We start from the raw sequence: 24,886 nt of genomic DNA on the forward strand, positions 1-24,886 counted from the left end.
TTTTGTCCTTGATTCCTTGGGCCAAATTACATTCGTATTTGTGCCAGCGTTATTTTAAATATGCCCTTAAAACCTGTTTGTTAAACTTTTCAAAAGTTTAGCCCCCGGCAGGGCCGCCGGAGGTTTTTTTTATGCCTGGCCCCTGTACAGCGCCTCTCCCCGGCTGTTGGTTACATTGTACGCGCAGAAGGGAATGAGCCGCCCGTCGGGGGAGACCGTGTGGATGCAGCACCCCTTCAGCCGTTCGATATCGATGTTCCATGCGTCTTGAAACGCCATGCCGGAGATGGCAAAAATATGGGTTTTGGCACGGTTGAGAAACCGGTCCAAATCATCCATGGGCTGTGCCGTGCATGCGCAGGCATTGGGGGCCGCCCACTGCCTCGCCACCGTGGAGATGGCCTGCCTGGCTCCTTCCTTGGCAATTACGGGGGCCGTGCAGCAGCTATCCTTGCCCTCCCGGGTGAGGGGTTTTAGCGCGTTGTCCGGCATGATCATAAAGTTGCCGTGGAACGAGCAGAGGGCGTGTTCACAGCCCGGGGGTCGGAAATGGTCGGCGTCAATGGCCCCGTTGGATTGGTGCGCGATGCGGCTGATCACCTCCGGGATGGTGATGCGGTTGCGGTCCGCCGGCGGGGTGGGGTAGCGCCCGAAGTAGCTCACGGGCTGGAAGTGCACGCCACGGACCCCCGGGGCATGGCTCAACCCGAATCGGATGATCTCCCCCAGCATGTGGTCGTTGACACCCGGTACCACCGTGGGGACAAGGACCACCCCGATGCCCGCCTCCACGCAGTGGCGGATCGCCGCCTGTTTTAGGTTGAATAACGCGCGCCCCCGGGTGACCCGGTACACCGCATCATCGGTGCCGTCAAACTGGAGAAAGACCGAGGAGAGCCCCGCTTTTTTCAGGCGAAGGGCAAACCCCTTCTCCCGGGCAAGGCGCAGGCCGTTGGTGTTCAGCTGGATAAACTCAAACCCGGCCTCTTTGCCCATGGCAATGATCTCGGGCAGGTCATCCCTTACGGTGGGCTCTCCCCCGGAGAGTTGAATGTTGCAGGGACCGCTGGCCTCCTTCACCCGCTGGTACCAGAATTTAAGGGTCGCCATATCGGGGTCGGGCTCCGGGGTTCCCGCCGTTCCATCTTCACGGGCGGCGGCAAAGCAGACCGGGCAGCTCATGTTGCACCGCTGGGTGATCTCTAAAAGGGCGGTGCAGGTGTGCTGGCCGTGCTCCGGGCAGAGCCCGCAGTCAAAGGGGCAGCCCTTGGCCACCGGGGTGAGGCTTTGTTTCGGCGGCGACGGGATTTTCGGGCGTGACCATGCGGAGAATTCGGGCGATCCCCGCCATATGACGGTTTTAAATGACCCATGCATGGGGCAGCGCTTCTCAAGGAAGAGGTCCTCGCCGTACCGAACGCGGCGTGCCGGTATCTTATGGAAACACACCGGGCAGAGGCTCTCCGTCTCGGAGAGGATTTTTCCCTTACGCATGGTCCTCTCCTGCCGGATCAATGCCGTGGATGTCCATAATCTCCATCACTTTTGCGTAGGCAGCCATGATGATGTCCCTGCATTTGCCCATGTCCGGCCCTGCAGAGGTATCTCCCGCGATCTGCTCGCATTGCATGCCGCCGTGGTGCTCCGCCGTGTACTCGGCAAACCAGTCATCGAGCTCTTCAAGCATAAAGGGCATCCCTTCATGCGCGGTTTCATGGTCCTGACCCTTGGCGCAATACAGGGAGAGCAGACAAGCCGCACCGGGGAGCACGCCGCAGACCCCGCCGCAACGGCCCATGCAGGGCCCCGCCATGGCGCGCACAAGATCCGGGTTCTCCCGGTCCAGGTTCTCAAGCCCCAGAAGCAGGAGGATCTGACTGCAGCAATACCCCCTGGATGAGAGCTCAATGAGCTTGAATAAAAGATCGTTCATGATGATGTGTCCTGTGTTTTTTGTGCAATGAGCAGTGAATAGCCGGGTTTCCCTTGTCTTATGAGGTCCCCTGTTTTGCCGGAGCAGTCACAGGGGAGGATATGCTCCCAGAATTTTTTGAGGGAGCCGAGCTCGAAGACAAAGCGGGCGGCCAGCTCTTTTAGCAGCTTGGTGTGGTCCTCCCAGAGGAGGATGGAAAAACCCGCGGCCTCGATCTGACGTGTCCGCTCATCCCGGGTCACCGCCCCGGAGAAGCAGGCGTTGATGGGCAGGCTGCCACAGAGCCGTGGAGACTCAGCCCGGAGGTAGATGTCGGTCAGGATCAGGTATCCCTTGGGTTTCAGCACCCGGTGGTACTCCTGCAAGACGGCTTTCGGGTCGGGCATGATGGAGAGGGCGCACTCGCAGGTGAGGCCGTCCATGGTGTCGGTGCCGATGGGGAGCCTGCCCGCATCGCCCCGGATCAGCTCCAGGGGGCCGTCTTGCAGCCTGTCCGCAAGGAGCCGCTGGGAGAGATCCACGCCGGTGGCTGTCAGGCCCCATCTGCGCTGAAGGTGCCGGACCGTGGCCCCGCACCCGCATCCGGCATCGAGAACCCGGCTTCTCTCCGGAAACCCGCAGAACGCCATGGCCCGATCGGTGAGGGCAAAGCCCCCCGGTCTGATGGTGGGGCCGGTCACAGAACGGACGTGATCCTCTTCGTAAACAGATATGATGTCGGTCTTTTTTTCTTTCATTTTTTATTGGTGTCCCGGGTTGTTAAAAGCAAGTCTCCGGCGGCAAGGTGGGGGCACCTTGAAACCCTATGGCGAATGCATGGAGGCAGCCATTATGCGATCGTTCTCGGGGCATTCGCGTGATGTGTGGCATGTGGCAACTGTTTTTGCAGGAGAGGTCCATTGCAACCCGCTTTCGAGGTGGCACACCTTGCCGCCGGAGGCTTTTTTCCATGCACTTTAACCATAGAAGGCTGTTTTTTGCTTTGGCCCTTATTTATCCTCCAGGATCAGCTCCACTTCGGCCATTTTTCCCATGGCGAGGTCTTCGGGGATGTAGACGAACCCGCAGTCCGGGCAAGTCATGAGTTCCACGGTAAATCGGCTGCCCATGTAGTCGAGGTTTACCTTGCCGGGGGATAGTTTTTTTTTGCATTGGCCGCACTCCCAGTCCACGGGGCCGTCGGTCATTTTCATCTGGCTCATTGGCGGTCTCCTTTTGCCACGGTCATGCGGTGGCAATAGGCGTTGTAGATTTCCCAGGCATCGTCGAGCTTCTGGTACTCCACCCAGAATGTCACCTTCCGGGGTTTGTACGAGGCGAGCCTGTGGCCGTTTGTCGGGTTGGTCAACCACTCACCGCCGTTTTTCACGTGGTAAAGCACCTGTTGGATGTCCTCTTTAAGAATTCTCCGGCTCTCCAGGATGTCCTGGACATCGGGGGCGATCTGCAGGGGGATCTTTCTGTGGGGCGCTTCCGGTTCGCTCTCTTCGTGCCACAGGGTTTTAAGGATGTTCGACTTCAGGCGGGTTCGGTTCTCCTGCCGAAGGGAGTAGCCCGGGTTTGTCGATCTGTTTTCCGGCCAGATGAGGTCAAAGAGGTGGCTCGTTTTTTTTCCTGTGGAGGCGAGGTGGTCCCGGCAGACCACACAGTACGTCAGGTAGTCCAGGGGGCTCTGCTGGACGCGGCGTTCCAGCAGGTCCCGGGCCACGTCGGGGTCGGCGTTGGACATGAGCCCGCCGAAGCCGCAGCACTCGGTTCGCTCCCCGCTGAAGGGGAGCTCTTCCACTGTTGCGCCAAGGTCATTCAGCAAAAGGCGGACGCTCTTTTGGACGTTGGTTTCGTGGCGTGCGGTGCAGGGGTCGATGACGGCCAGGGGAAGGGTCTCCGTTTGGGAGTCGCCGACTGTAGCGGGCAGCCCGTGGTCTGCCATGAGGCTCCAGAGGGAGACGGTGTCCGCTTCGGGGAGAAACTGGGAGAAGACGCTCTGGCAGCTGCTGCAGGCGGTGATGATCTGCGGATTTCCTAAGTTTTTCCACCCTGCTTTGATCTGGGCCAGCACGGATTCAAAGAGGGGCACATCACCGCCCCAGTGGGCTGGTGCGCCGCAGCAGCCGAGCATGAGGCCGGTTTTTGTGTCGTGGGTCTCCCTAAGGTAGCCGTAGGCCTGGGCGACGTGGGCCGGGGAGGCTCCGCCGAGCTGGCACCCGGGAAAAAAGAGCCACGCGCTTGAGGATTCACCCGGCGCATGGCGGACAAGGAAGAAGTCGTCGCTGTTGCTGAAGGCCATGTCCAGCAGGGCAAACTCGTGGGCCGAGGGCGGCATCTTGCCGGTCTCCACCATGTGCTGTCGGGAGGTGTGGCACACCTCGGCCATGGAGAAACCCGTGGGGCAGACGGTCTCGCAGAGACCGCAGAGATTGCAGGAGTTGATCATCTTGTTGGTGGTGCGGGTCCCCTTGACGATGGAGAGGTTGTTGTAGATCCGGCGCACGTATTCCCGGGGCGATCCCTTGTACTTTTCCAGGTAGGGGCACACCTTGACGCACTCCAGGCATTCGCACTGGATGCAGCGCGTGGCCTCGGTGGAGGCCTCTTCGGGGGTGTAGCCCTGGTTTGGGTTTGCAGCGATGGTGCGCGGGGCGTGTGCCACACCGTCCATGTTGGTGTAGAGCCTCGATGTGACGGCGCCTTCGGTTTCCCGGCCTGCGGTCATGGAGACGTTCTGGAGGAATCGGTCCATGGAGGTGGCGGCCCAGCGACCCTGGGCGGCGAGGAGCACCGGCGAGTTGGCGGGGGTGCTCCGGCCCCCAGCAAAAAGGTTCTCTCTGTCGGTGGAACCGGATGGGTCCCCTGTGAAGGTGACAACGGGGTTCTTCTCACTGGCACTGTCCAGTCCCACATAGACCGCATCAAAGGTGGTGCAGAGGGTGTCTATTCTTTCTGAATCCATGGGCCCCGTGGTCTCCAGCTGCACGCCCATCTCCCGGAGCTCAGCCAAGGCGTCGGCAATGATGCCACGGGGGAGGGTGGCTTCGGGGATTCCCTGAAGGGTTCCGCCGGGGGATGGGGCGGGGTCAATCAGGTGTACGGGGTAGCCTTTTCTTACGAGGTCCCAGGCGGCGGTGAGGGAGCTCATGCCGCTGCCCACCAGGGCAACCCTTTTCTCTTTTTGGGGGACGAGAACGCGGGTTTTGCCGGTGGGGGTGCTGGAGACACAGGCGCGTTCCAGGGCCCCTATGGCAATGGGGTCACCCGCTTCACCGAGCCTGCACCGGGCTTCACAGGGGTGGTCGCAGATGCGCCCCAAGATGGCGGGGAAGGGGAGGGTCTTGTCCAGGATCTTCCGTGCCGCCTGGGTCTTGCCGTGGGCCATGTGCTGCAGGAAAAGGCGGGCGTCCATATGAAGGGGACAGGCCGCCGTGCAGAAAGGGGGTTCATCCTGGATGCACCGCTGTTCCAGTTCTCTAAGCTCTTTTTGTTCCATTGCGCCTCACGGGTGGAATTCAGTTTGCCTTCTATGGTTAAAGTGGACAGGAAAAGCATGCCTCCGGCGGCCAGGGGATCCCAGGTTGCGAATGCGCTTTTCCCCTCATTCCTCGGGGAAAATCACATACGCCCTAAAAAATCAAACGTGACTCAATACTCTTTTTCTAAGGCCTGTTTATTAAACTTTTTAAAAGTTTAGCCCCCGGCAGGGCCGCCGGAGGCTTTTTTCAATAAGCTATCTTGCTGTTCTATTTTTTTGCGTTCAACGCGGCCAACACTTTTTCCGGTTTTGCGGGCAGCTTGGTGATGCGCACGCCGCAGGCGTTGTAGATCGCATTGATGATGGCTGCATGGGGAGATGCCAGGGGAATCTCGCCGCATCCTGAGGCACCGAAGGGGCCGTTGGGACGGGGCGTCTCCACGTAGATCAGGTTGATGTTGTCGGGAATGTCCTTGATGTAGGGGATACCGGCACCCTTCATGTTGGAGTGCTTTTTGATGTCCTCGTACTCTTCGCTGAGGGCCAGGCCGATGCCCTGGGCGAGGCCGCCGTAGAGCTGGCCGTCCACCACCAGTTTGTTGTTGACCACGCCCACGTCGGCGACCATGGTCATTTTGGTGACCGTGGTCTTGCCGGTTTTGATCTCCACATCGGTCTCGGCCATGAAGAAGCCGTACATGAAGCAGGGGAAGGGGTTGCCCTGTCCGTTTTCATCGCAGTCCGTGCAGGGTGCGGTCCATGTGCCGGAGTATTTGAAGGGAATGTTCTCCGCTTTCATCTCCTCGTAGGTGCGGAAGGTCCCGTCGGATTTTCGCATGGCGTCCAGAAGGGCTTCACAGGCGGCTTTCACCGACTGACCCACCACAACCTGGGAGCGACTTCCGCCGGCAGGGCCGGCGTTGGGTGTGGTGCGCATGTCGTTCATCACCAGCTTGATGTCGTTCGGTGCCAGGTTCAGGGGGCGCAGGGCCTCGTGGGCGGTGCCCAGGGTGCCCATGTCGGCGCCCTGGCCGTGCTCGCCCCAGCTGGAGAACATGGTGACGGTGTTGTCTTCGTTGAGCTCCACGCAGGACTCTGCGGAGTCCGGGCCATCAAGGCCTGCTGCGTAAACGGCCAGGGCCAGGCCGACGCCGCATTTCACCTCGTCTGTGGAGCGCGCCGCGGCCGATTTTTTGGCCTCGGCGTACTCGGGGCGCATGGTGTCGATGAGCTCGGGGATGCAGAAGACGTCAGGCTCCTGACCGGTGGGGGTGGTGCACCCTTTTCTGTAGGCGTTTTTGTAGCGGATCTCTAAGGGATCGATGTTGAGCTTTTCTGCCAGCTCGTCCATCAGCACCTCGGAGGCGAAGACGCTCTGGGGCGCTCCGTAGCCCCTGAAGGCAGAACCCCAGGCGTGGTTTGTGCACACCGTGCGGCCTTCGCCGCGGATGTTAGCGATGTCGTAACCGGCACCGATGAACTGGGCGCCGCGGAGGGTAAGGAGGTCGCCGAACTCGGAGTAGGGACCGTGGTCAACGGTCCAGTCGGACTCCATGCCGAGGAGCTTGCCCTCTTTGTCTGCGGCAAACTTGACGTTCATGAAGAAGGGGGAGCGCTTGCCGGTGTATGTCTGCTGCTGGTACCAGGTGTAGTTGAGGAACACGGGGCGCTTGGTGGCCATGCATGCCACGCCCAGCAGGGCCTCCATGGTGGGGCTGAATTTGTACCCGAAGGTGCCGCCGGCGGGGTTGGCAGTGAGCTTGAGCTTGTCGGGGTCAATGCCGATGCCCGGGGCGATCATGGCCTGGTGCAGGTGGATGCCGATGGACTTGGAGCTGATGATCATGTCCTCGTTTTCATCGTAATAGGCAAAACCGACATCGGGCTCGATGGGCATGTGGGGCTGGCGGCCGACATAGAAGTCATCCTCGATGACCACATCGGCTTTGTCGAAGACCGGCGCGGTCTCTTCACCCTTGACGATCTTCTGGGTGAAATAGACGTTGGGGGTGCCGGGGTGAATCTCCAGGGCGTCTTCGGCCATGGCCGCATAGGCGTTCATGTATTCGGGGAGCTGCTCGATCTCCACCTTCACTTTTTTGGCGGCCTCTTTGGCGTGTTCTTCGGTGTCGGCACAGACAACGGCGATGGCATCGCCGTACTGGAAAATTTTGTCATCACAGAGGATGGGTCGTTCCCAGCCGTCGCCTAAGTTCGAGGGGAAGGTGATGAGGCCGGTGATGCGGTTTTTACCGACCACATCCTTGTGGGTGACGACTTTAAAGACCCCGTCCATTTTTTCGGCTTCGGAGGTGTCGATGGAGAGGATGTTCGCATGGGACACTTCGGCCTGGACCAGGGCCAGGCGGAGGGTGTCCGAGGGCATCTTGATGCCCAGGTCCGCACCGAAATCGCAGGTGCCGGTGACCTTTGCGATGGCGGATGGGCGGGGGTATTTGGTGCCCCAGATGCGGCCGTCTTCAGGGATCTTAAAGCGCAGGTCGTCTTCTGTGATTTCGCCGCGCATCAGCTTTGCCGCGTCCATGACGGAGTCCACAAGGGGCTTGTAGCCCGTGCAGCGGCAGACGTTTTTGTGTTTCTGGAACCAGTCGCGCACCTCTTCCCGCGTGGGGCTCAGGTTGGATTCCAAAAGGGCCATGGTGGAGACGATGAAGCCGGGGGTGCAGAATCCGCACTGGGCTCCGCCGTTGGCAATCCATGCGAGCTGGATGGGGTGGAGGTTGTTGGGGGTTCCGATGCCCTCCAGGGTGATGATGGAGGTGCCGTCCTTGACCCGCTTCATCTTGGTGATGCAGGAGCGGATGACTTTGCCGTCCATGATGACGCTGCAACCGCCGCACTGCCCTGTGCCGCATCCCACCTTGACGGAGGTGATGCGGAGCTGCTCCCGGAGCACATCGGCAAGCGACGTATCGGGCTTGGTGATGACTGATTTTTCAACGCCATTGATTGTCAGGGTTCTTTTGATCATGTGTTTCTCCTTAGAAATAGACAGGTCGTTCCTTGCCGACCACCGCGATACGTTGAGAAGGTGGTGTGGTTTGTTTTGTGTGTTGCCCGGAGACGCTCCGGGGGCCCTGCATGTGACGGGTTCAGCACGCCTTTCCGAAACTGCAGAGGGGGTAGCGGCACTCCGGGCAGTTGGAGCAGAAACCTCCATGCCCTAAGGCGATGATGTCTGCCTTGGTGAGTTTTTCTCCCGTTAGAATTCGTGGCACCACGAGGTCGAAGATGCTCGCCTTGTGGTACATGACGCACCCGGGGAGTCCTACGACCGGCACGCCTTTGATATAGGCAAGCATAAACATGGCGCCGGGGAGGATGGGGGATCCGTAGATGATCACTTCACCCCCGGCCGCACGGATACTTGCCGGTGTCTGGTCGTCGGGGTCCACGGACATGCCGCCTGTTACGGCGATGAGTTCGGCGCCGGCTTCCAGCATGTTGTGGATGGCGTTAACCGTCATCTCCACGTTGTCGGAGACAAACACCTGGTCCATGACCCGGCTGTTGAGGTTGGAAAATTTATCCACAAGGACGGGACCGAATTTATCTTCAATGCGCCCGGAGTAGATTTCACTGCCGGTGGTGACGATGCCCACCTTTGTCTCAGGGAATGGTTTGATTTCAATGATGGGGCCGTGCTGGCGACAGATGTCTTCGACATCCATGATGTTCTTCTCCTGGGTCACCAGGGGGATGATGCGCGTCCCCGCAAGGGACTGCCCTTTTTTTACCTGCTGGTTGGTGTGAAGGGTGGAGAAGACGGTGTCGTCGATTTCGTTTATTCTGTGCAATGCATCCACATTGATCTTGAGCAGGCCGGGCTGTGAGGCCTTGAAGGTGACCTTTCCTTCGCAAGGGGTGCTCAGTTTTATTCCCTGTCCCTTGGCGGCATTGGCGATTCGTTCCGCCGCGTCGTCTTCGTGGACTAGACCGTTGTGGATGTCATAGACATAAATGTTTGCCTTGCCGATGTTCAGCAACTCGGGGATGTCATTTTTCTGGATGATATGTCCCCGTTTAAATGCAGGGCCCTTGTACTCTCCGGGAATGATCCGCGTCATGTCGTGACAGATCACCATGCCTTCTGCCTCTTCTACTGCTACACATTTCATTTCATATCCTTTGCTTATCGTGCGCGGTGGCATTGTTGTCTGGTTGCGGCGCCGGTTTTTTGACCAACACAGCGTCGTGCTGCAGCAGATACCCCTGGCTGAGCGAAACCTGTTCCGTTTGGCGTGTATGGGGTCATCTCGTTTGGAGGGCTCGGAGGTTCCGGAGCGGGGGATGGCTCCCTGCGATGCAGAGTGATTTCGTCGGGTAGGGTATCGGGTGGGGGTGGCTAATGGGGACACCAGAGATGGTTTCGGTCACCGGTATCCCGGGATGCTGATGTGCTCTCTAAAACGTGTTCTTTTTTATGGAGTTTTTTACATGGACATGCAGAGGGATTCATCACGCGGCCTTCTTGTTCCAGAGTGTACCTTATAGAGTCGTAACCGGATTTTCGTGGACCTGAACCCATTGCCGGATAACATTGATAGATTGCGATGTATCGTGGCGCTGGTCAGGCTCCCTTTGCAGGGAATAATCGATGCTGATAAAAATACACCATGTTTGTTTTTTGAGGTCAATACATTTCAAAAAATGAGTCAAATTGACACAACGGGATGAGGAAATTCCTCCCATTGCTTGACTGGGATAACTGAAACTGACCCAAAGCAACACACACGTCGAATACCGCCATAGCTTGGGGTCGTTTTTTAAAGGAACAGGCAGGCTGAATCGTAATGAAAATCAGGTGTTTCCTGATAAGTAACGGATGAGGTTTTGAACTATGATACGGGGGATTTATGGTGTGCGGCATGGGGGCTGCTTTATGAACGTTTTCATCGCTTGGAAACGACGGGGACGGCACTTTAACAATGATTCGCCGGGTGAGGTAAAGTGTTCCTGTGAAAATGGCCCGTGCCGCCCCTCTTGTGCTGTTTTGATCAGTATCGTCGGATCCCTTCGCATTGGATGTTGTCGTATGATGACAAACGAATGATATGTCGGGGCTATGACCGAAATAAAATATTCACGTATTGGCGTGTGCGATAGCATTCCATGAGCGTTATCGGTTGGTGACTTTCCGTCATCGTCCATACGTCCAACATTTGGGGCGTCGCTGTTTTCCGGCTGAGCCCTTATGCTCAACAGGTCTTTTTTCGCTTTCTTGTCGCCAGTGCCATTGATGGATACCTTACATGCTGTCCGTGATGAACGTCCTGAGAGGGGGGCGGGGACAAAGAAGGTCTTGACGTCGGAGCAGAAAGAGAATACCTCATCTTGATAAGTATTTGGATGCGAACCTGCTGGTTTTTAGAGGCATACGACTGGAGGTGAATCGGTGAATTACGGCGAAACAACGTGCGAGCTCTATCAAGCGGATGAGACCACAACGCTTCTCTCTCGGGCATGGCTTCCCGACTCAGAGGTAACGGCGATTTATATCGGGATCCACGGCGGCATGGCCCACGGGGGAGACTGGGGCACGCCGGCTGAGTACTTCAAGGGCAAAGGGATTGCCACCTATGCCCTGGACCTGAGGTTTCACGGGACGTACCCTGAGTACAACCCGGGGGGCAGAAATTTCTTCCACATTGATTCGTACGATACGTATGCGCGGGATATCCATGGCTACATCGGTTGGGTGAAAGAGCACCATCCCGGTGTCCCTGTGTTTATCCTCTCCCACTCCAACGGGGCCCTCATCGCCCTCTACTATGGGCTGACCCTGGGAAAAGAAGCAGACATCAAGGGATTTATCCTCTCCTCACCGTGGTTGAAGAACAAGGTGGCCGTGCCGAAGGTTCTGTACCATGCCTCCAGGGTGGTCGCTAAGGTGCATCCGACGTTTTCGGTGGCGCCCCCTGCGTTGACACACCTCCTGACCCATGATGCACAGATCACCGAGCGCCATGTTGACGACGAGAAGCGTGGCTTAAGGAGCGCAAAGGTTTCCGCCAGGCTGGGGGTGGAGTCTGAGAAGACCCAGCAGTGGGTGGTGTCCCGCATGAAAACCTGGGACAGGTTCCCCATTTTTTGCGTGATCGCAGGGGACGACAGGCTGGCGGACCCGGCGGTGAGTCAACAGGCCATGGCCGATGTTCCGGCGGGCCTTGCCGACGTCATAACATACGAGGCGAATTATCATGAGAATTTCAATGAGGTGAATCGAGAGGAAATATTCGATCGTATCCTGGCTTGGGCGGGCAGGTACGTCTGATAACGGGTAAGATTGGGGGGGGACATGACAGCGTATGAATACCTCGGCTATGCATTGCTTCTGTTTTTTATCAACTATGGATCATCCCGCATTGTGTTTATGCTCTACAGGGTGTGTTTGAGCAAACGGGTCGGCTTCTGGTTACCCGTGTGGTGCAAGAGGCTTCTTTTCGTTGTGCTTGGAGCGTTTGTTCTGCAGAAAATTGCCCTGAAATCCGGCGCTCCTTACCTTGAACCGGTGCTTGTTGTTTCAGGGATAAGCTATGGGTTGACATGGGCGAGAATCTTTATAAAGACTGTTGTTCACAGGTTCCGGGGGGGGATGGATACATACCCAGGCATAAAAAGGTGGATGCTGAAGGGTTTGTTCGAGCATGTCTGTGCCGTCTGTCTGGGGGTGGTATCCGCCTTGTGGGTGATGGGGTCGAATCCGTTGGCGGGGGTGACTTTTTTTCCGGGGAATAATCCGTTTGCAACGTTTTTTCTGCTCAACGCCTATGGTGTAAGCGGCATTTATATGCTTTGCGGTATCATTTATATCGTGGTCTCAAGCAGGTCGACTCTTCTTTTACGCGGCTTCGGGGTCCTTATGGGGATGCTGGCCTTAGGCTACGGGATTGCCCTGGGTGCGGTTCTGATTTTATGCTCGAAGGCCATCGCCGGGCTCCTTGTGGCGTTCAGCGGTCTTTTTCTTTTTATGTTTTTGGAAAACAGCAAAGGCACAAGCTCTCCGCTGCCGATGATCATTCCGGTGTTTGTCATACTCTCCGTGTTTTCCGGTGTCGGGTTGATGGTTTCCGGAATGGAGTAAGGATCTCTATCGTCATTTTTTAATCAAGGTATTAAGCAATCATGGGTAAAAAAAGAAAACTGTTGGTGATCAGTGTCTCCATCGGCTCCGGCCATGTCCGTGCCGCCGAAGCGATCCGGAAGACCGCTTTGCGCCACTGCCCGGAGCTGGACGTGGTTCATCTGGATGCCATGGATTATGTGTCGGGAGCGTTCAGGAAAGCTTACAAAGAGAGCTATTTAAAGATAATCGAACGCCACCCCTCCCTGTGGGGGTACATGTTTTCCAAAAGCGACCGGGCCGAAGATGACGACTCAAAGATGAAAAAGGTACGGCTTGCCTTCGAGCGCCTCAGCTCCCGGGCATTGATGGATGAAATTGAACGGGTCAATCCCGATGGGGTCCTCTGCACCCATTTTCTTCCCGCCGGCCTTATCTCGCGTAAGATCAGAAAAGGCCGCATGAAGATTCCATGCTGGGTTCAAGTCACGGATTTCGATGTTCACGGGCTTTGGTTCCAGCACCGAATGGACGGTTATTTCGTGGCCTGCGAGGAAGCGTCGTGGAAGCTCGAAGCATTTGGTATTGACCCCTCGAACATACATATTACGGGCATTCCCATTGTCCCGCCGTTTACCATGGCCCAAGACAAGGAGGCGTGCGCCGCTGAGCTGGGAATAGCCCTTGAAAAACCCACCGTTCTCATGATGTCCGGTGGTGAGGGGTTGGGGGATATGCTCACGTTGACGGAGCGCATGTTAAAGGCCGATCCCTTGTGTCAGATCATCGCCCTTGCAGGTAAAAATGAGGCGCTTTTCCTGGCCCTTACCCGCCTTTCGGAATCCTCCGGGGGACGGTTGATCCCCATGGGATTTACCAACACGATAGAGCGGATGATGGCCGTGAGCGATATCGCCGTGACCAAACCCGGAGGGTTGACCAGTTCCGAATGCCTGGCCATGGCCCTGCCCATGATTATCATCTCTCCGATTCCGGGCCAGGAAGAACGAAACGCCGATTATCTCCTTGAGCATGGGGCGGCTCACAAAGCGTTGGATGTGACGTCTTTGGAACATAAACTCAAGCGGCTTATGGATCGTCCTGATATAATGCGTGGGATGAAAGAAAAAGCCGGGCAGATTGCACGGCCGGATGCGGCGGCCCATGTTCTGGATATCGTGTGCGAGGCCTTGGAGCGGGACGCAGACCCTTCCTGAATCCGGGCCGCGTTGATCACGATACGGGGCGTCTGAGAAAACCGACATTTATTTTCAGTGTGGGGGAACCTGATGGATGTTTTTCAGTATACTCTGAAGTGGTGTCGGGGTGAGATCTTCATGGGGAAGCTGTTTGCCCTGTTTGGGGTTCTCATCCTTCTTGTTGCGATTTTCTATTGGGTTTTCGGGAGCACCTCCTTTGCCAAAGCCCTGATCATTCCTTTTTTGATTCTCGGGTTTTTCTGCACGTCGGGGGGCCTGGGGATGGTGTATACGAACCGGGAAAGAATCCTGGCCTTTGAAGAGCAGCACCTCACCGACCCGGCAGGGTTTGTGGCAACGGAAAAAGAACGGCTCGGGGAGCTCCTGAAGGGCTATCCCCGTATCCTGTGGGGGATGGCAGGGGTTGTGTTCATCGGGCTCTGCTGCTTTTTGCTCTGGACAGGGCCCTACGGCAGGGCCGTGGGATTGACCCTTATGCTCTTCGGGATTTCCGTTTTGTTTTTGACTCACTTTTCAGAGGAGAGGGCCCGTTTGTATCATCAGCTTATCGTGAACCATCCCACGGCCGATTCATCGGGCCGCCAACCTGGGGATGGGTAAGGACAAACCGGGCCCCTTTATCAGTCCTGGCAAAAGTTGATCAGGTATTCCCTGGCCTCTTCAATGGAGGTTTCCGCGGCCTGGCCCCGAGCCTTCTCCACTTCAACCGAGTCCGGGTTGTACGTGGCGGCTTTGGAGTTCAGGTGTTCTTCAATTAATTTTTTGTACCGGGCGCATAAGGGATCTTCATGGACAGACGCTGATGCCGTTGGTGGTTCGGGCTCCTGGGGCAGGTTTTCATGGTCTTTTTTAAACGCCTTGATCTGCTCCAGGATGGTGCCCGGTTGGCCCTGCATAAAGGCGGGGATGGCGCAGACCCCTTCAAAGAGGATGTAGGGCTCCTCACAGGCGCCGTCCACGGGCATTTTCATCATGGGTTGCTCTTCGGCGGCCATGGCGAGGCCGGAACCGGAAACAAGGAGTGCCAGAACAAAGGCGACAATCCGTGGCATGGACAGGTGTGAGGTCATGTTGTTTTCTTTCATGGCTGTGGGATCGAATAAAAAATAACGGGTGCATGGGGGCGGGTAAACCCTTATGCACCCGTTGCTTTTAGCTGTCTTTGTGATTTGTCGATAACATCATGATTTCTGACGTAAATCAAGTTTAATCATCGGTCTGGGTCAGTTCCGGCGTGGGGGCCTCGGTCAGGGCCTTTACGGCGTTCATGATATCTGTACCCTTTGTTTCGGACAGGGCAAACCCAAGGTCTCGGTCCGTGGCGGTCCCGTGCATGGGGGCGTCCCCGAACAGCTCCAGGGTGTACGGACGATCGGTGGTGAGGGTAAGGGTCAGGGCCGGGGACGCGTCCTGTTTTTTCTCCAGCATCCATGTGTCGCATGAGAGGCGGCTCAGGGAGGCGATGAGCGTATCGACCTTTTCGGCCTCCAGGGTCACGCCGTCCTGATCTTTCCAGACAGCCTTCGGTGCGGCGTCTCCTTCGGCCGGTTCCGTGGCCCTTGACAGGGTGGTTGAGGTGTCGCCCATGTTGACGGCAAGGGTGGTTACCTCAGCCGGGACCAGATTAAAAACAGTCTTGTCGATGAATCGCTCCGGGTCCGCGGTGAACTGGGAGGTAAAGTTGCCCTTTGCGTGGTAGACTTTTTTGTCACCTTCGATGGTGACAAAGGTGTGCCCCATGGAAGGGGCTGCCTTGCCCACGGTGACGTCCCGCAGGAGGTTCTCTCCATTGTAAAGAAGGATTGTTTTGGCGGTGTCCGGGCCTAGGTCATAGCGGCTGTAGCTCTCGGCTTCCGAGACCATGGCCGTCAGGGTCAGGTCCCCGGCCGTCTCCACCAGCTTTGTGACCTGATCCTGTTTGGCCGGAAACCCTTCGAGGTCCACGGTCCACGTCTCTCCCTGCTTTTCAAAGAGCAGGGTCTTTGTTTTCGTTTTGATCTCCATCCTGTCCACATCCCCTGCAGACACGGTATCCAGAACCGGCAGCTCGTAGCTGGTGCCGTCGGTGTCCCGCATGAAAAGATAGGCGCTTAAGGCCACAATCAGGGCAAGGAGAATGATGATTTCTTTTTTCACGTCAGGTGTCCTCCTGTGGTGGTGTGGTTATTGAAACATGGCCCGGATCGTTTTTCGTCGGGACTGGCGTTTTAAGTAGACGGCCATACCGAAAAGAGCCACAAGCATGGGCAGGCCGACAATGTTAAAGGCTTTCACCGGCGTTTTGATGCTGTCCGGCACTTTGTCGATGGGGTTGAACCGCTGCTTTTTGCTTCGCATGACGGCAATGCCTTCGCGTCCGTTGAGTCCGTCCATGAGGTTCATGACAAAGGTGGCATTGGCGCTTTCTCCCTGCTCGTCAAAGAGGCTGTTTGTGAGCATGTCCAGGGAGCCCACCACGATGAGCCGGGCGGGTTTGCCTTTGGTGAGGACGGCCCCTTTTTGGGAGATGGCAGCTGCCTTGTTCTCCGGCTTTTCGGCATCTTCTGCCTGTTCAGGGGCCGGTTTTTCCGGAATGGGCTTGCCCGTGAAGTAGCTGGTAAAGGAGCCTTCCACCATGGCGGCCACCGGGTGGCTGGCAAAGGAGGCGTCATCGGCAGGGGGCTTGAGGAACATGGGGTTCAGGGCAATGTTCCTCTCCTTGAGCCAGGAGCGCTTGGAGGTGGAAAAGAGGGTGGCGGCCGTAAGGTTCTGCCCGGTTACGATTTTTTCGTCCACGGTGACCGGTGCGGCTTTTAAGGTGACGAGCCCCTTGATGTTGTTCATGAAGGGGACATCATGGTTGATGGTGTCGTTTTCGATGATGGGAGCAAAGTAGACGTTCTGCTGGCCGCCCCCCATGCGCCTGGGCAGGTTCTGTTTGTAGCAGTTCTCATCCATGATGTAAGCGCTTTGAACGCGAACCCCGTAATGGGCCAGGAGCTTGTCGAGGCCCGTCCGGACCGGCGTGTAGATGGACGGCTGCATAAATGCCATCTGGGGGTTGGGGTTCTTCATCTCCTTGAAAGCGTCCACAAAGACGGCGACATGCTTGCCAGCCATGAGGGCCTGGTCGATCTGGAAGAGGTCGTAGTCGGTGAAGGACTCCTTGGCCCCGGCGATAATCAGGCTGTTGATGTCTTCCGGGATGCTGCTGCCCCTCAAGTCCACATCGGAGACCGCGTAGCTGCGGGAGAGGGTGGCGCTGAAGTTGTTGAGGGCGTTTGTCCCCGGTGCCATGGGGTTGGCGGGGTTGCGGTCGAAACGCGGTGCGGTGCCGTTGCTGGTGAGGTACCCCACCTTTTCGTTGATGTCGATGAGGGATTCCACGGCCCCGCCGATGGCGTCTTCCAGCTCCTGGTCGGTCATGAGCTTGTACTGGGTCCCGAACAGGGGAATGCGGTTGACCTCAAGGATGGGGATGTTGACGGATTTTTCATCGTATCGCATGACCATGCCGATGATGCCGGAGCCCGCTTTGACCTTGCCGCCGGACAGGTCCGGCCACCCCAGCTGGAGCACCCCGTAACGGTCCGACAGGACTTTTTTTTCTTCGGCCGTTTGCGGGTCGAAGCGGTTGAAGGAGAGGCGGTCGTAACTGCGGCGGCTGACTTTGCTCACCGCTGTCTCCACGCGGCCCGGAAGATCCTGAATGTCTTTGAGCCCCATGAGGGGGGCCACGGCCGTCATGGATCGGGAAAGGTAGAGATCGGCCTCGATCTTTCCGTCCAGGGAGAGCAGGGTGCTGATTTTGTTCCCCAGCTTCATCATGGCCATGGTGAGTTTGTATTCGAGGCCTTCGGTGGTGGTGATAGCCGGCAGGCGCTCGATGAGGTCTCCGTGGATGACCACCAGACCCATGTACGCGGTCTTAACCTTGACTTCATCGCTCTCCACCATCTGGATGCTCACGGGCCGGATGCCGTAGCTGTTTGCCAGCTCCGCGTTGCGCTTGCTGGCGGTGTTGGTGTCGATGTCCCCGCCGATGGGGTAGAATCGGAAGTTGAAGTAGCGGTTTGCGTTGATGGCATACTCTTCCAGCAGGTCGGCAAGGTACTTTTCGGTGGTGTTGTGGGGAGCCGGCAGGTCCTCGGAGAAGAAGACATTGATGGTGAGCGGCTCCGAAAGGTTCATCACCGCCTCGATGCTGGCATCGGAGAGGGAGTAGACCTTGTTTTTCGTGAGGTCCGCCCGAAAGAAGAGGGTGGCGCCCGCCACATTCAAAAGCACCACCACCACGATGTAGATCAGTCCTTTGAGATATTTTTCTTTTTTCATGGTTATCCTATATTTTTTATGCCTCCGGCGGCCCTGCCGGGGACCAAACTTTTGAAAAGTTTGATAAACAGGTCTTGAGTACGGTTTCTGCATATTCGCAAGTCGTTGCCAATATCAAAGTTCTTGATGTAACGACTACGGAAAATTTTTGCTGAGCTTTCTTAAATCGTGTGCCCCACTGGCAAAGCCCGTAAGCGAATGTGGAAACCCGAGGAACGAGGGTTGGAGCATTCGCAACCAGCTTTCGAGGTGGCACACCTCGCCGCCGGAGGCTTTTTTTTATTCCTTTTCCGTCACGGAGATGGATGCCCCGTAGAGGAACAGAAAGATCACCCCGCCGAAATAGAGGAGGTCCCGGGAGTCGATGACGCCCCGTGCGATGTTCCGGAAGTGGTAGTCGGCCCCGATCTGGCTGAAAAAGCCCAGGATGGCCGTGGGGAAAAAGACCAGGAGCTTGTCCACCAGGGTGAGGGCAAAGCAGATGAGTGTCCCCAGGATAAAGGCGATGATCTGGTTGCGGGTCAGGGACGAGGCGAAGAGGCCGATGGCGGCAAAGGCCCCGCCCAAGAGAACGGCTCCGGCGTACCCACCGATGACAGGCCCCCAGTCCAGGTCACCGAAGAGGGCCACGGTGACGGCATAGGCAAAGGTGGGAATCAGCATGGCGCAGATAAAGACCAGGGCGGACAGGAATTTTCCCACCACGATGTCCCGGGATGTAACGGGCAGGGTCATGACCACCTCAAAGGAGCCCATGGCCAGCTCTTCGGCAAAGAGGCGCATGGTGACCGCCGGGATCACAAAGGAGAAGATCAGGGGCAGGAGCGCAAAAAAGTCGCGAAGGCTTGCCTGGCCGTTTAAGAAAAAGGTGAGGAAGAAGAACCAGCCCGTCACCAGGAGGAAGATGGCGATGACAATGTAGGCGATGGGCGAGGTGAAGAAGTCTTTCAGCTCTTTTTTCATGATGTGAAGGGTCTGCATGGGCTCAGTTCTCCTTCGTCAGGGTTCGGAAGATGGTTTCAAGGGTGTTGGCCTCCATGGCGAAGTTCATGAGCACCCAGTCGGTCTCTTTGACGGCGTTGTACACCGCCTCCCGACCGTCCTGTCCCTTTTTGAAGGTCACGGACAGCTCGCAGCGGTTCTCTTTGCTCTGGGATGCCTCCACCCGGGCCACGCTGCCGATTCCTTGAAACAGGTTTTTTGCCTCGGCGGCTGAGGCACCTTTGACGTCCATCTTCAGGCAGGGGCCGCTGCCGTTGCCGCCTGCACGGATTTCGTCGGTGGTGCCGTCGGCCACGATTTTGCCTTTATGGACAATGGCGATGCGATCGCAGGTGGCCTCGGCTTCGCTTAAGATATGGGTGGAGAAGATGATGGTCCGGGTTTCGCCGATGTCGCGGATGATTTTGCGGATCTCAACGATCTGGTTGGGGTCGAGCCCCGAGGTGGGCTCGTCCAGGACCAGGATCTCCGGATCGCTGATCATGGCATAGGCCAGCCCCACACGCTGCTTGAGGCCCTTGGAGAGTTCCCCGATGGGTTTGTCCATGATCTCCGTCAGGCTGCACAGGGCGGACATCTCCTTGATGCGGGCAAGGCGTTTGGCTTTGGGGATGCCACGGACATCCGCCGTGTAGCAAAGAAAGTCATACACCAGCATGTTGGGATAGAGGGGGGCCGATTCCGGCAGGTAGCCGATGCGCTTTTTGATCTCCAACGGTTGGTGGGATACGGGTGCGTCGTTGTAGTAAATCTCTCCGCTGGTGGGGGGGAAGTACCCGGTGAGCATTTTAAGGGTGGTGGTTTTTCCGGCGCCGTTGGGGCCCAGAAGACCGAGGATCTCCCCTTTGCGAATTTCCAGGCTGATGCCGTCCACCGCGCGAAACGCGCCGTAGTCTTTGGTGACATCGTCAACCCTGATCATGCGTTCCTCCTTGGGCAAAGATGGTTTGTATGTAATAGAGATCTTTGTTTCACATTTTCATGGATTGCCCTGAAAATGGGTTATCTCACAGGGTCTGTGAGACGATTCATGTCTGCCGTCCGGTTGGTTTGAAGGGGTAATCGGGAGCATGGCCGGGATGGTCGGTGTGATACGGTTACCGATGCATCCGGCAGGGTGTGCTGCGTCCCATGGAGCCGGTTGGCGGGTGATGCGAATCGATTCAACCACAGGATTTCTTGCACAGGAGTAAGGAAAATGCAAGGGGGAAAGTGCGTGCAAGGGGGAGTATTACAGGGTTTTAATGTAAGGAAGGAGATAGGGCGAAGGGTGAAGGGCAAAGGGTGAAGGAAAGAGAAAACCCAGTAGCCATGTGAATGGGTACTGGGTTTTCTCGTGCCAGGCGATTTTACGGGCGCAGCCCGTCAGGCCGTTGGAAAAAAAATAATCAAACAATACGTTGCCAGAATTCCGCTGTGATTTGACCCGGGGAACGAGGGTTAAATCACAGCGGAAACCGGCTTTCAAGGTGGCACACCTTGCCGCCGGAGGCATCGTTTTTTTTTGTAGCGTCCCTTAGGCTTTTTCCACGGTTACCGCGCATACCTTGAACTCGGGGATCTTGGAGACCGGGTCGAGTTTGGCGTTGGTCAGCCGGTTGGCGGCGGCTTCGGCAAAGTGGAAGGGGAGAAAGACCGTCCCTTGTTCCATGCGTCCGGAGATGTTCACCCGGGCTTTGATCTTGCCGCGTCGGGAGAAGAGGGTGGCCATGTCGCCGTGGGCGAGGTTTTTCTCCCGGGCGTCCTCCCGGTTCATTTCCACGAAGCACTCGCCTACCTGCTGGTTCAGGCCGTCCGATTTTCGGGTCATGGTCCCGGTGTGGTAGTGGTAGAGCACCCGTCCGGTGGTGAGGACAAGGGGGTAGTCGGCATCCGGGGTTTCCGCTGCCGGGGTAAAGGCAACGGGAAAAAAGGTCCCCTTGCCTTTGGCAAAGCTCTCCACGTGGAGGCGCGGGGTGCCGGGGTGGTCTGCGGTGGGGCAGGGCCAGGGGATGCCTTCGCCGTCAAGGCGTTCGTAGCTTAAGCCCCCGAAGGCGGGGGTGACAGAGGCGAGCTCGTCAAAGATGGCTTCGGCCGAGGGGTAGCTCATGTCAACCCCCATGCGGCGTGCCACTTCGCAGGTGACCTCCCAGTCCGTGGGCACCCCTTCAGGGCCCTCCACGGCGTTTCGGACGCGCTGGACCCGGCGCTCGGTGTTGGTGAAGGTGCCGTCCTTTTCTGCAAAGCAGAGGGCGGGAAGCACCACATCGGCGGCCTGGGCGGTCTCGGTGAGGAAAATATCCTGGACCACGAGAAAATCGAGATTGTGGAAGGCTTTTTCTGCGTGGTTCAGATCCGCCTCAGACACAAGGGGGTTCTCGCCAATAACATAGAGGGCTTTTAAGCCCCCTTTGATGGCCGCATCCACCATCTCCGTTGCGGTAAGGCCCGGGGTTCGGGAGAGGCCGGAGACGCCCCAGGCTTTTTCCATGGAAAGGGCATGGGGCTCTTCATGGACCTTTCGGTAGCCGGGATAGACATCGGGGAGGCCTCCCATGTCGCAGGCGCCCTGGACGTTGTTCTGTCCGCGCAGGGGATTGACCCCGCCGCCTTCGATTCCGACGTTGCCGCATACCATGGACAGGTTGGCCAGGGCTTTTACGTTGTCTGTGCCCGTGGTGTGCTGGGTGATCCCCATGCAGTAGAGGATGCTTCCCTTTTCCACACCGGCATAGACCAGAGCCGCCTGGATGAGCTGTTCTGCGGGGATGCCGGTGAGCTCTTCAACGTGTTCCGGGGTATAGGGGGCCACGGCCTCCCTTAAGGCGTCTATGCCCTCGGTACGCTCTTTTATGTAGGCTGCGTCTTCAAGCCCCTCTTCAAGGATCACGCGGATCATGCCGTTGATCCAGGCAATATCGCTGCCCGGGTTGGGGGACAGGGACAGGTGGGCGTGCTTTTTAAGCTCGATCCTCCTGGGGTCTGCCACGATAAGTTTTGTGCCCCCGAATTTCACCGCCCGCTTGATGGCAGATGAGATGACGGGGTGGGTCTCCGTGGTGTTGGAGCCCGCAACGAGGATGACATCCGCCTTCTCGATATCCGAGATGGGGTTTGTCATGGCACCACTTCCGAATGCGGCGGCCAGACCGGCCACCGTGGAGGAATGTCACAACCGCGCGCAGTGATCGACATTGTTTGTTTTCAGCACGGTGCGGGCAAATTTCTGGGCCACGTAGTTCTCTTCGTTGGTGATGCGGGCGGAGGTGAGGACCCCTGCGGCATCCCCGTGGGCCTCTGAGATCTCTTTTAAGCGCCGGGCCGTCAGGTCCAGGGCTTCGGTCCAGGTGGCCTCCCGGAATGTTTCGCCTTCTTTGATCAACGGGGTGGTGAGGCGTTCGTCAGAGCCGATGAAGTCAAATCCGTAACGTCCCTTGACGCAGAGGCTTCCAAAGTTGGGCGCGCTCTCTTCGGCACCGGTGATGCGGGTGACTTTTCCGGCCTTGGCGTGGATGTCGATCTGGCAGCCCACCCCGCAATAGCCGCAGGTTGATCTGGTTTTTGTCTCGTCCCAGGGTTTGCCTCTGTAGACCACGTTTTTTTCTGTGAGGGCGCCCACGGGGCAGGCCTGGACACAGGAGCCGCAAAAGACGCAAGACGAGTCCTTCAGGGGCTGATCGATGCCCGCGATGATTTTGGCCCCAATACCCCGGAACCCTAAGTCTATGGCTTCGTTGACCTGGACGTCGTTGCAGACCTGGACGCAGGAGCCGCAGAGGATGCACTTGTTGAAGTCCCGGATGATAAAGGGGTTGACCTCTTCGATGCCGTGGCCTGATTTGTGGGCCTTGAACTGCTCCTTTTCTGGGCTTTTCGGCATGAATCGGGTCTTGTCTGCCTCCATGAGGGTGGCGTACCGCCGTAAATCGCAGCCGGATACATCCTGGCAGCCGCATTCGAGGCAGCGCCCTGTTTCCGCAAGCAGGTTCTCTTCGGTGAAGCCCAGCTCCACCTCGGTGAAGCTGTCTGCACGGGTTTCCGGGTCCGCCTTTTCGATGTGGCGGCGGGGCAGGACGGGTTTGCCTTTGAGGTCCTCGGCGGAGAGGACGCCGAAGTCTTCTTTTTTTACGTGAAAGCCAAGGCGGTCTTCGGCCCTGGTCCCTCGTCCGGTGAGCAGGCGGTCCATGGCAAAGGCGGCTTTTCGGCCGTGGGCCACGGCCCCTATGATAACGCTGGGGCCGGTGACGGCATCGCCCCCTGCGTAGACCCCCTCCATGTTCGTGGAGAAGAGGGATCCGTCTGCGTCAATGGAGTTCCAGCGGGTGAGGCCCACGCCGTCGAGAAAGTCCGTGACCACTTTCTGGCCGATGGCTTCGATGACGAAGTCCGCGCTTTCGGTGTATTCGCTGTTTTCCATGACCACGGGGCGTCTTCTGCCGCTGGCGTCGGGCTCGCCGAGTTCCATCTTGACGAAGGTGACGCCGTTTAAACGGCCGTTTGCCCCTTCGTAGGAGACGGGGTTGGTGAGAATGCGGATTTCGATCTTCTCTTCCTTGGCGTCCTCGATCTCTTCGATGGCTGCGGGCATTTCTTTTTCGGTGCGGCGGTAGATGATGGTCACCTTGTCCGCGCCGTAGCGCAGGGCCGTCCTGGCCGCATCGATGGCGGTGTTGCCCCCGCCCACCACAAAGACGTTGCCGCTGAGCTTTTTGGCTGTTCCCAGGTTGACCTCCCGGAGAAAGTCCACCCCCTGCATGACGCCGGAGAGATCGCCGCCGGTGGTGCGCATGGACGAGCCCACCTGGGCCCCGTGGCCGATGAAGACGGCGTCGAAATCTTCCCGGAGTTCGGACAGGGTGAAGTCGCGGCCCAGGGCCACGTTGTAACGCACCTCCACGCCCATGGCGAAGATGGCGTCGATTTCGGCCCGGAGATCCTTTTTGGGGAGGCGGTATTCGGGGATGCCGTAGCGCATCATGCCGCCGGGTTCGGGCATGGCTTCGAACATGACCACCCGGTGACCGGCAAGGCGGAGGAAGTAGGCGGCGGAGAGTCCCGCAGGGCCGGTGCCGATAATGGCCACGGTGCGTCCCGTGGGTTTTCCGGGCTCCGGAATATAGATATCCCCCAGGGCCAGCTCCCGGTCGGCCACAAATCGCTTGATGTTTTTTATGTCCACGGGCTCATCGATGAGGTTCCGCCGACAGGCTGCTTCGCACGGCTTGGCGCACACCCTGCCGCAGACGATGGGCAGGGGGTTGGTCTCCTTCATGAGCTTGACCGCCTCCTTGTAGAGGCCGCGCTTGGCAAGGGCCACATACCCCTGGATGTCCACGTTGGCCGGGCAGGCCAGGCGGCAGGGGGCGTAGCAGTCGGCGGTGTGGCGGCCGAGGAGAAGCTCCAGGTTTGTTTTTCGGGACCTTTTGACCGTATCGGTTTCGGTGTGGACCACCATGCCGTCGGTAACGGGGGTGGCGCAGGTGCGGCGAAGGGCGGGGGCGCCTTCCACTTCGGCCACGCAGAGGGAACAGGACCCGAAGGGGGCGGTCTTCTCTACATGGCAAAGGGTTGGAATGTCGGCAATGCGGTGCTCTCGGATAACATCGAGCAGGGTTTGGGACTCATCGGCTTCAACGTTGATACCGTTGATTGTTAACTTGGCCATACATCACTCCGTGCCGGAAGGTCTCGGACCGGCGGAATCATTCAGATAACGAATGGGCATATAAAGAATGGGCGTCACCCGCAAGGGGTGACGCCCCGGTCTATCACATGGTGCGGCTGGGCCTGACAGGGACACCGGCCGGGGAAGCGGGTTCATCTGTTGAACCCATGAACCCGAGTTTTCAGGCCGAACAGTGACCACCTGTGGTTACCAGCTCGCTTAT

Annotated in this window: 16 protein-coding genes and 2 pseudogenes; 4 read left to right on the top strand and 14 right to left on the bottom strand. The window is 57.8% G+C overall.

Annotated features, from left to right (window positions below; translation table 11 throughout):
* Window positions 1–129: 129 nt before the first annotated feature.
* The 7 genes from trsS to BLQ12_RS08960 all read right to left on the bottom strand — a co-directional run bounded on the left by trsS (window position 130) and on the right by BLQ12_RS08960 (window position 9,538).
* Entirely contained in the window at window positions 130–1,494 is a 1,365-nt protein-coding gene (trsS, locus tag BLQ12_RS08930) for a radical SAM (seleno)protein TrsS (protein ID WP_092210298.1), read from the bottom strand.
* Window positions 1,487–1,933, bottom strand: coding sequence for a DVU_1555 family C-GCAxxG-C-C protein (locus tag BLQ12_RS08935; RefSeq protein ID WP_092210299.1), 447 nt, complete (start codon window positions 1,931–1,933; stop codon window positions 1,487–1,489). The genes trsS and BLQ12_RS08935 overlap by 8 nt, the downstream gene beginning before the upstream one ends.
* On the bottom strand, window positions 1,930–2,670 hold the full coding sequence (gene trsM, locus BLQ12_RS08940) for a DVU_1556 family methyltransferase (protein WP_092210300.1): 741 nt from the start codon (window positions 2,668–2,670) through the stop codon (window positions 1,930–1,932). Before trsM ends, BLQ12_RS08935 begins: the two co-directional genes overlap by 4 nt.
* Before the next feature lie 252 nt (window positions 2,671–2,922).
* On the bottom strand, window positions 2,923–3,135 hold the full coding sequence (locus BLQ12_RS08945; protein ID WP_092210301.1) for a DVU_1557 family redox protein: 213 nt from the start codon (window positions 3,133–3,135) through the stop codon (window positions 2,923–2,925).
* Window positions 3,132–5,417 (bottom strand): pyridine nucleotide-disulfide oxidoreductase/dicluster-binding protein, encoded by a 2,286-nt coding sequence (locus tag BLQ12_RS08950; RefSeq protein WP_092210302.1) that lies wholly within the window; start codon window positions 5,415–5,417, stop codon window positions 3,132–3,134. Before BLQ12_RS08950 ends, BLQ12_RS08945 begins: the two co-directional genes overlap by 4 nt.
* A gap of 250 nt (window positions 5,418–5,667) precedes the next feature.
* Window positions 5,668–8,391 (bottom strand): molybdopterin-dependent aldehyde oxidoreductase, encoded by a 2,724-nt coding sequence (locus tag BLQ12_RS08955; protein WP_092210303.1) that lies wholly within the window; start codon window positions 8,389–8,391, stop codon window positions 5,668–5,670.
* 121 nt (window positions 8,392–8,512) lie between these two features.
* Window positions 8,513–9,538, bottom strand: coding sequence for a molybdopterin-binding protein (locus BLQ12_RS08960; protein ID WP_092210304.1), 1,026 nt, complete (start codon window positions 9,536–9,538; stop codon window positions 8,513–8,515).
* A 1,277-nt stretch (window positions 9,539–10,815) separates the two neighbouring features.
* Between BLQ12_RS08960 and BLQ12_RS08965 the strand changes: the two genes are divergently transcribed.
* From BLQ12_RS08965 to BLQ12_RS08980, 4 genes are all read left to right on the top strand, one after another.
* Window positions 10,816–11,694 carry an alpha/beta fold hydrolase gene (locus BLQ12_RS08965; protein WP_092210305.1) on the top strand — a complete coding sequence of 293 codons (879 nt, stop codon included), beginning with the start codon at window positions 10,816–10,818 and terminating at the stop codon, window positions 11,692–11,694.
* 24 nt (window positions 11,695–11,718) lie between these two features.
* Window positions 11,719–12,504: a hypothetical protein gene (locus BLQ12_RS08970; protein ID WP_092210306.1), complete on the top strand. Its 786-nt coding sequence runs from the start codon at window positions 11,719–11,721 to the stop codon at window positions 12,502–12,504.
* A 41-nt stretch (window positions 12,505–12,545) separates the two neighbouring features.
* Window positions 12,546–13,700, top strand: a complete 1,155-nt coding sequence (locus BLQ12_RS08975; RefSeq protein ID WP_092210307.1) for an MGDG synthase family glycosyltransferase — start codon at window positions 12,546–12,548, stop codon at window positions 13,698–13,700.
* A gap of 72 nt (window positions 13,701–13,772) precedes the next feature.
* Window positions 13,773–14,303 (top strand): hypothetical protein, encoded by a 531-nt coding sequence (locus BLQ12_RS08980; protein ID WP_092210308.1) that lies wholly within the window; start codon window positions 13,773–13,775, stop codon window positions 14,301–14,303.
* A 20-nt stretch (window positions 14,304–14,323) separates the two neighbouring features.
* Here BLQ12_RS08980 and BLQ12_RS08985 read toward each other — a convergent pair whose 3' ends face one another.
* From BLQ12_RS08985 to BLQ12_RS26955, 7 genes and pseudogenes are all read right to left on the bottom strand, one after another.
* Window positions 14,324–14,773: a hypothetical protein gene (locus BLQ12_RS08985; protein WP_092210309.1), complete on the bottom strand. Its 450-nt coding sequence runs from the start codon at window positions 14,771–14,773 to the stop codon at window positions 14,324–14,326.
* Between the two features lie 136 nt (window positions 14,774–14,909).
* The gene (locus BLQ12_RS08990) at window positions 14,910–15,839 is read right to left on the bottom strand and encodes a DUF4340 domain-containing protein (protein WP_092210310.1); all 930 of its coding nucleotides are present in this window, start codon (window positions 15,837–15,839) and stop codon (window positions 14,910–14,912) included.
* A gap of 27 nt (window positions 15,840–15,866) precedes the next feature.
* Window positions 15,867–18,017 carry a Gldg family protein gene (locus tag BLQ12_RS08995; protein WP_175469600.1) on the bottom strand — a complete coding sequence of 717 codons (2,151 nt, stop codon included), beginning with the start codon at window positions 18,015–18,017 and terminating at the stop codon, window positions 15,867–15,869.
* Window positions 18,018–18,296: 279 nt separating this feature from the next.
* Window positions 18,297–18,998 carry an ABC transporter permease subunit gene (locus BLQ12_RS09000; RefSeq protein ID WP_092210312.1) on the bottom strand — a complete coding sequence of 234 codons (702 nt, stop codon included), beginning with the start codon at window positions 18,996–18,998 and terminating at the stop codon, window positions 18,297–18,299.
* Between the two features lie 4 nt (window positions 18,999–19,002).
* Window positions 19,003–19,941: an ABC transporter ATP-binding protein gene (locus tag BLQ12_RS09005; protein ID WP_092210313.1), complete on the bottom strand. Its 939-nt coding sequence runs from the start codon at window positions 19,939–19,941 to the stop codon at window positions 19,003–19,005.
* A 594-nt stretch (window positions 19,942–20,535) separates the two neighbouring features.
* Window positions 20,536–22,956, bottom strand: a pseudogene (fdhF, locus tag BLQ12_RS26950) (formate dehydrogenase subunit alpha); the annotation flags it as partial.
* A gap of 258 nt (window positions 22,957–23,214) precedes the next feature.
* Window positions 23,215–24,663, bottom strand: a pseudogene (locus BLQ12_RS26955) (FAD-dependent oxidoreductase); the annotation flags it as partial.
* Window positions 24,664–24,886 lie beyond the last annotated feature (223 nt).

Origin of the sequence: Desulfoluna spongiiphila, assembly GCF_900101345.1 — a bacterium.
Taxonomy (GTDB): domain Bacteria; phylum Desulfobacterota; class Desulfobacteria; order Desulfobacterales; family Desulfolunaceae; genus Desulfoluna; species Desulfoluna spongiiphila.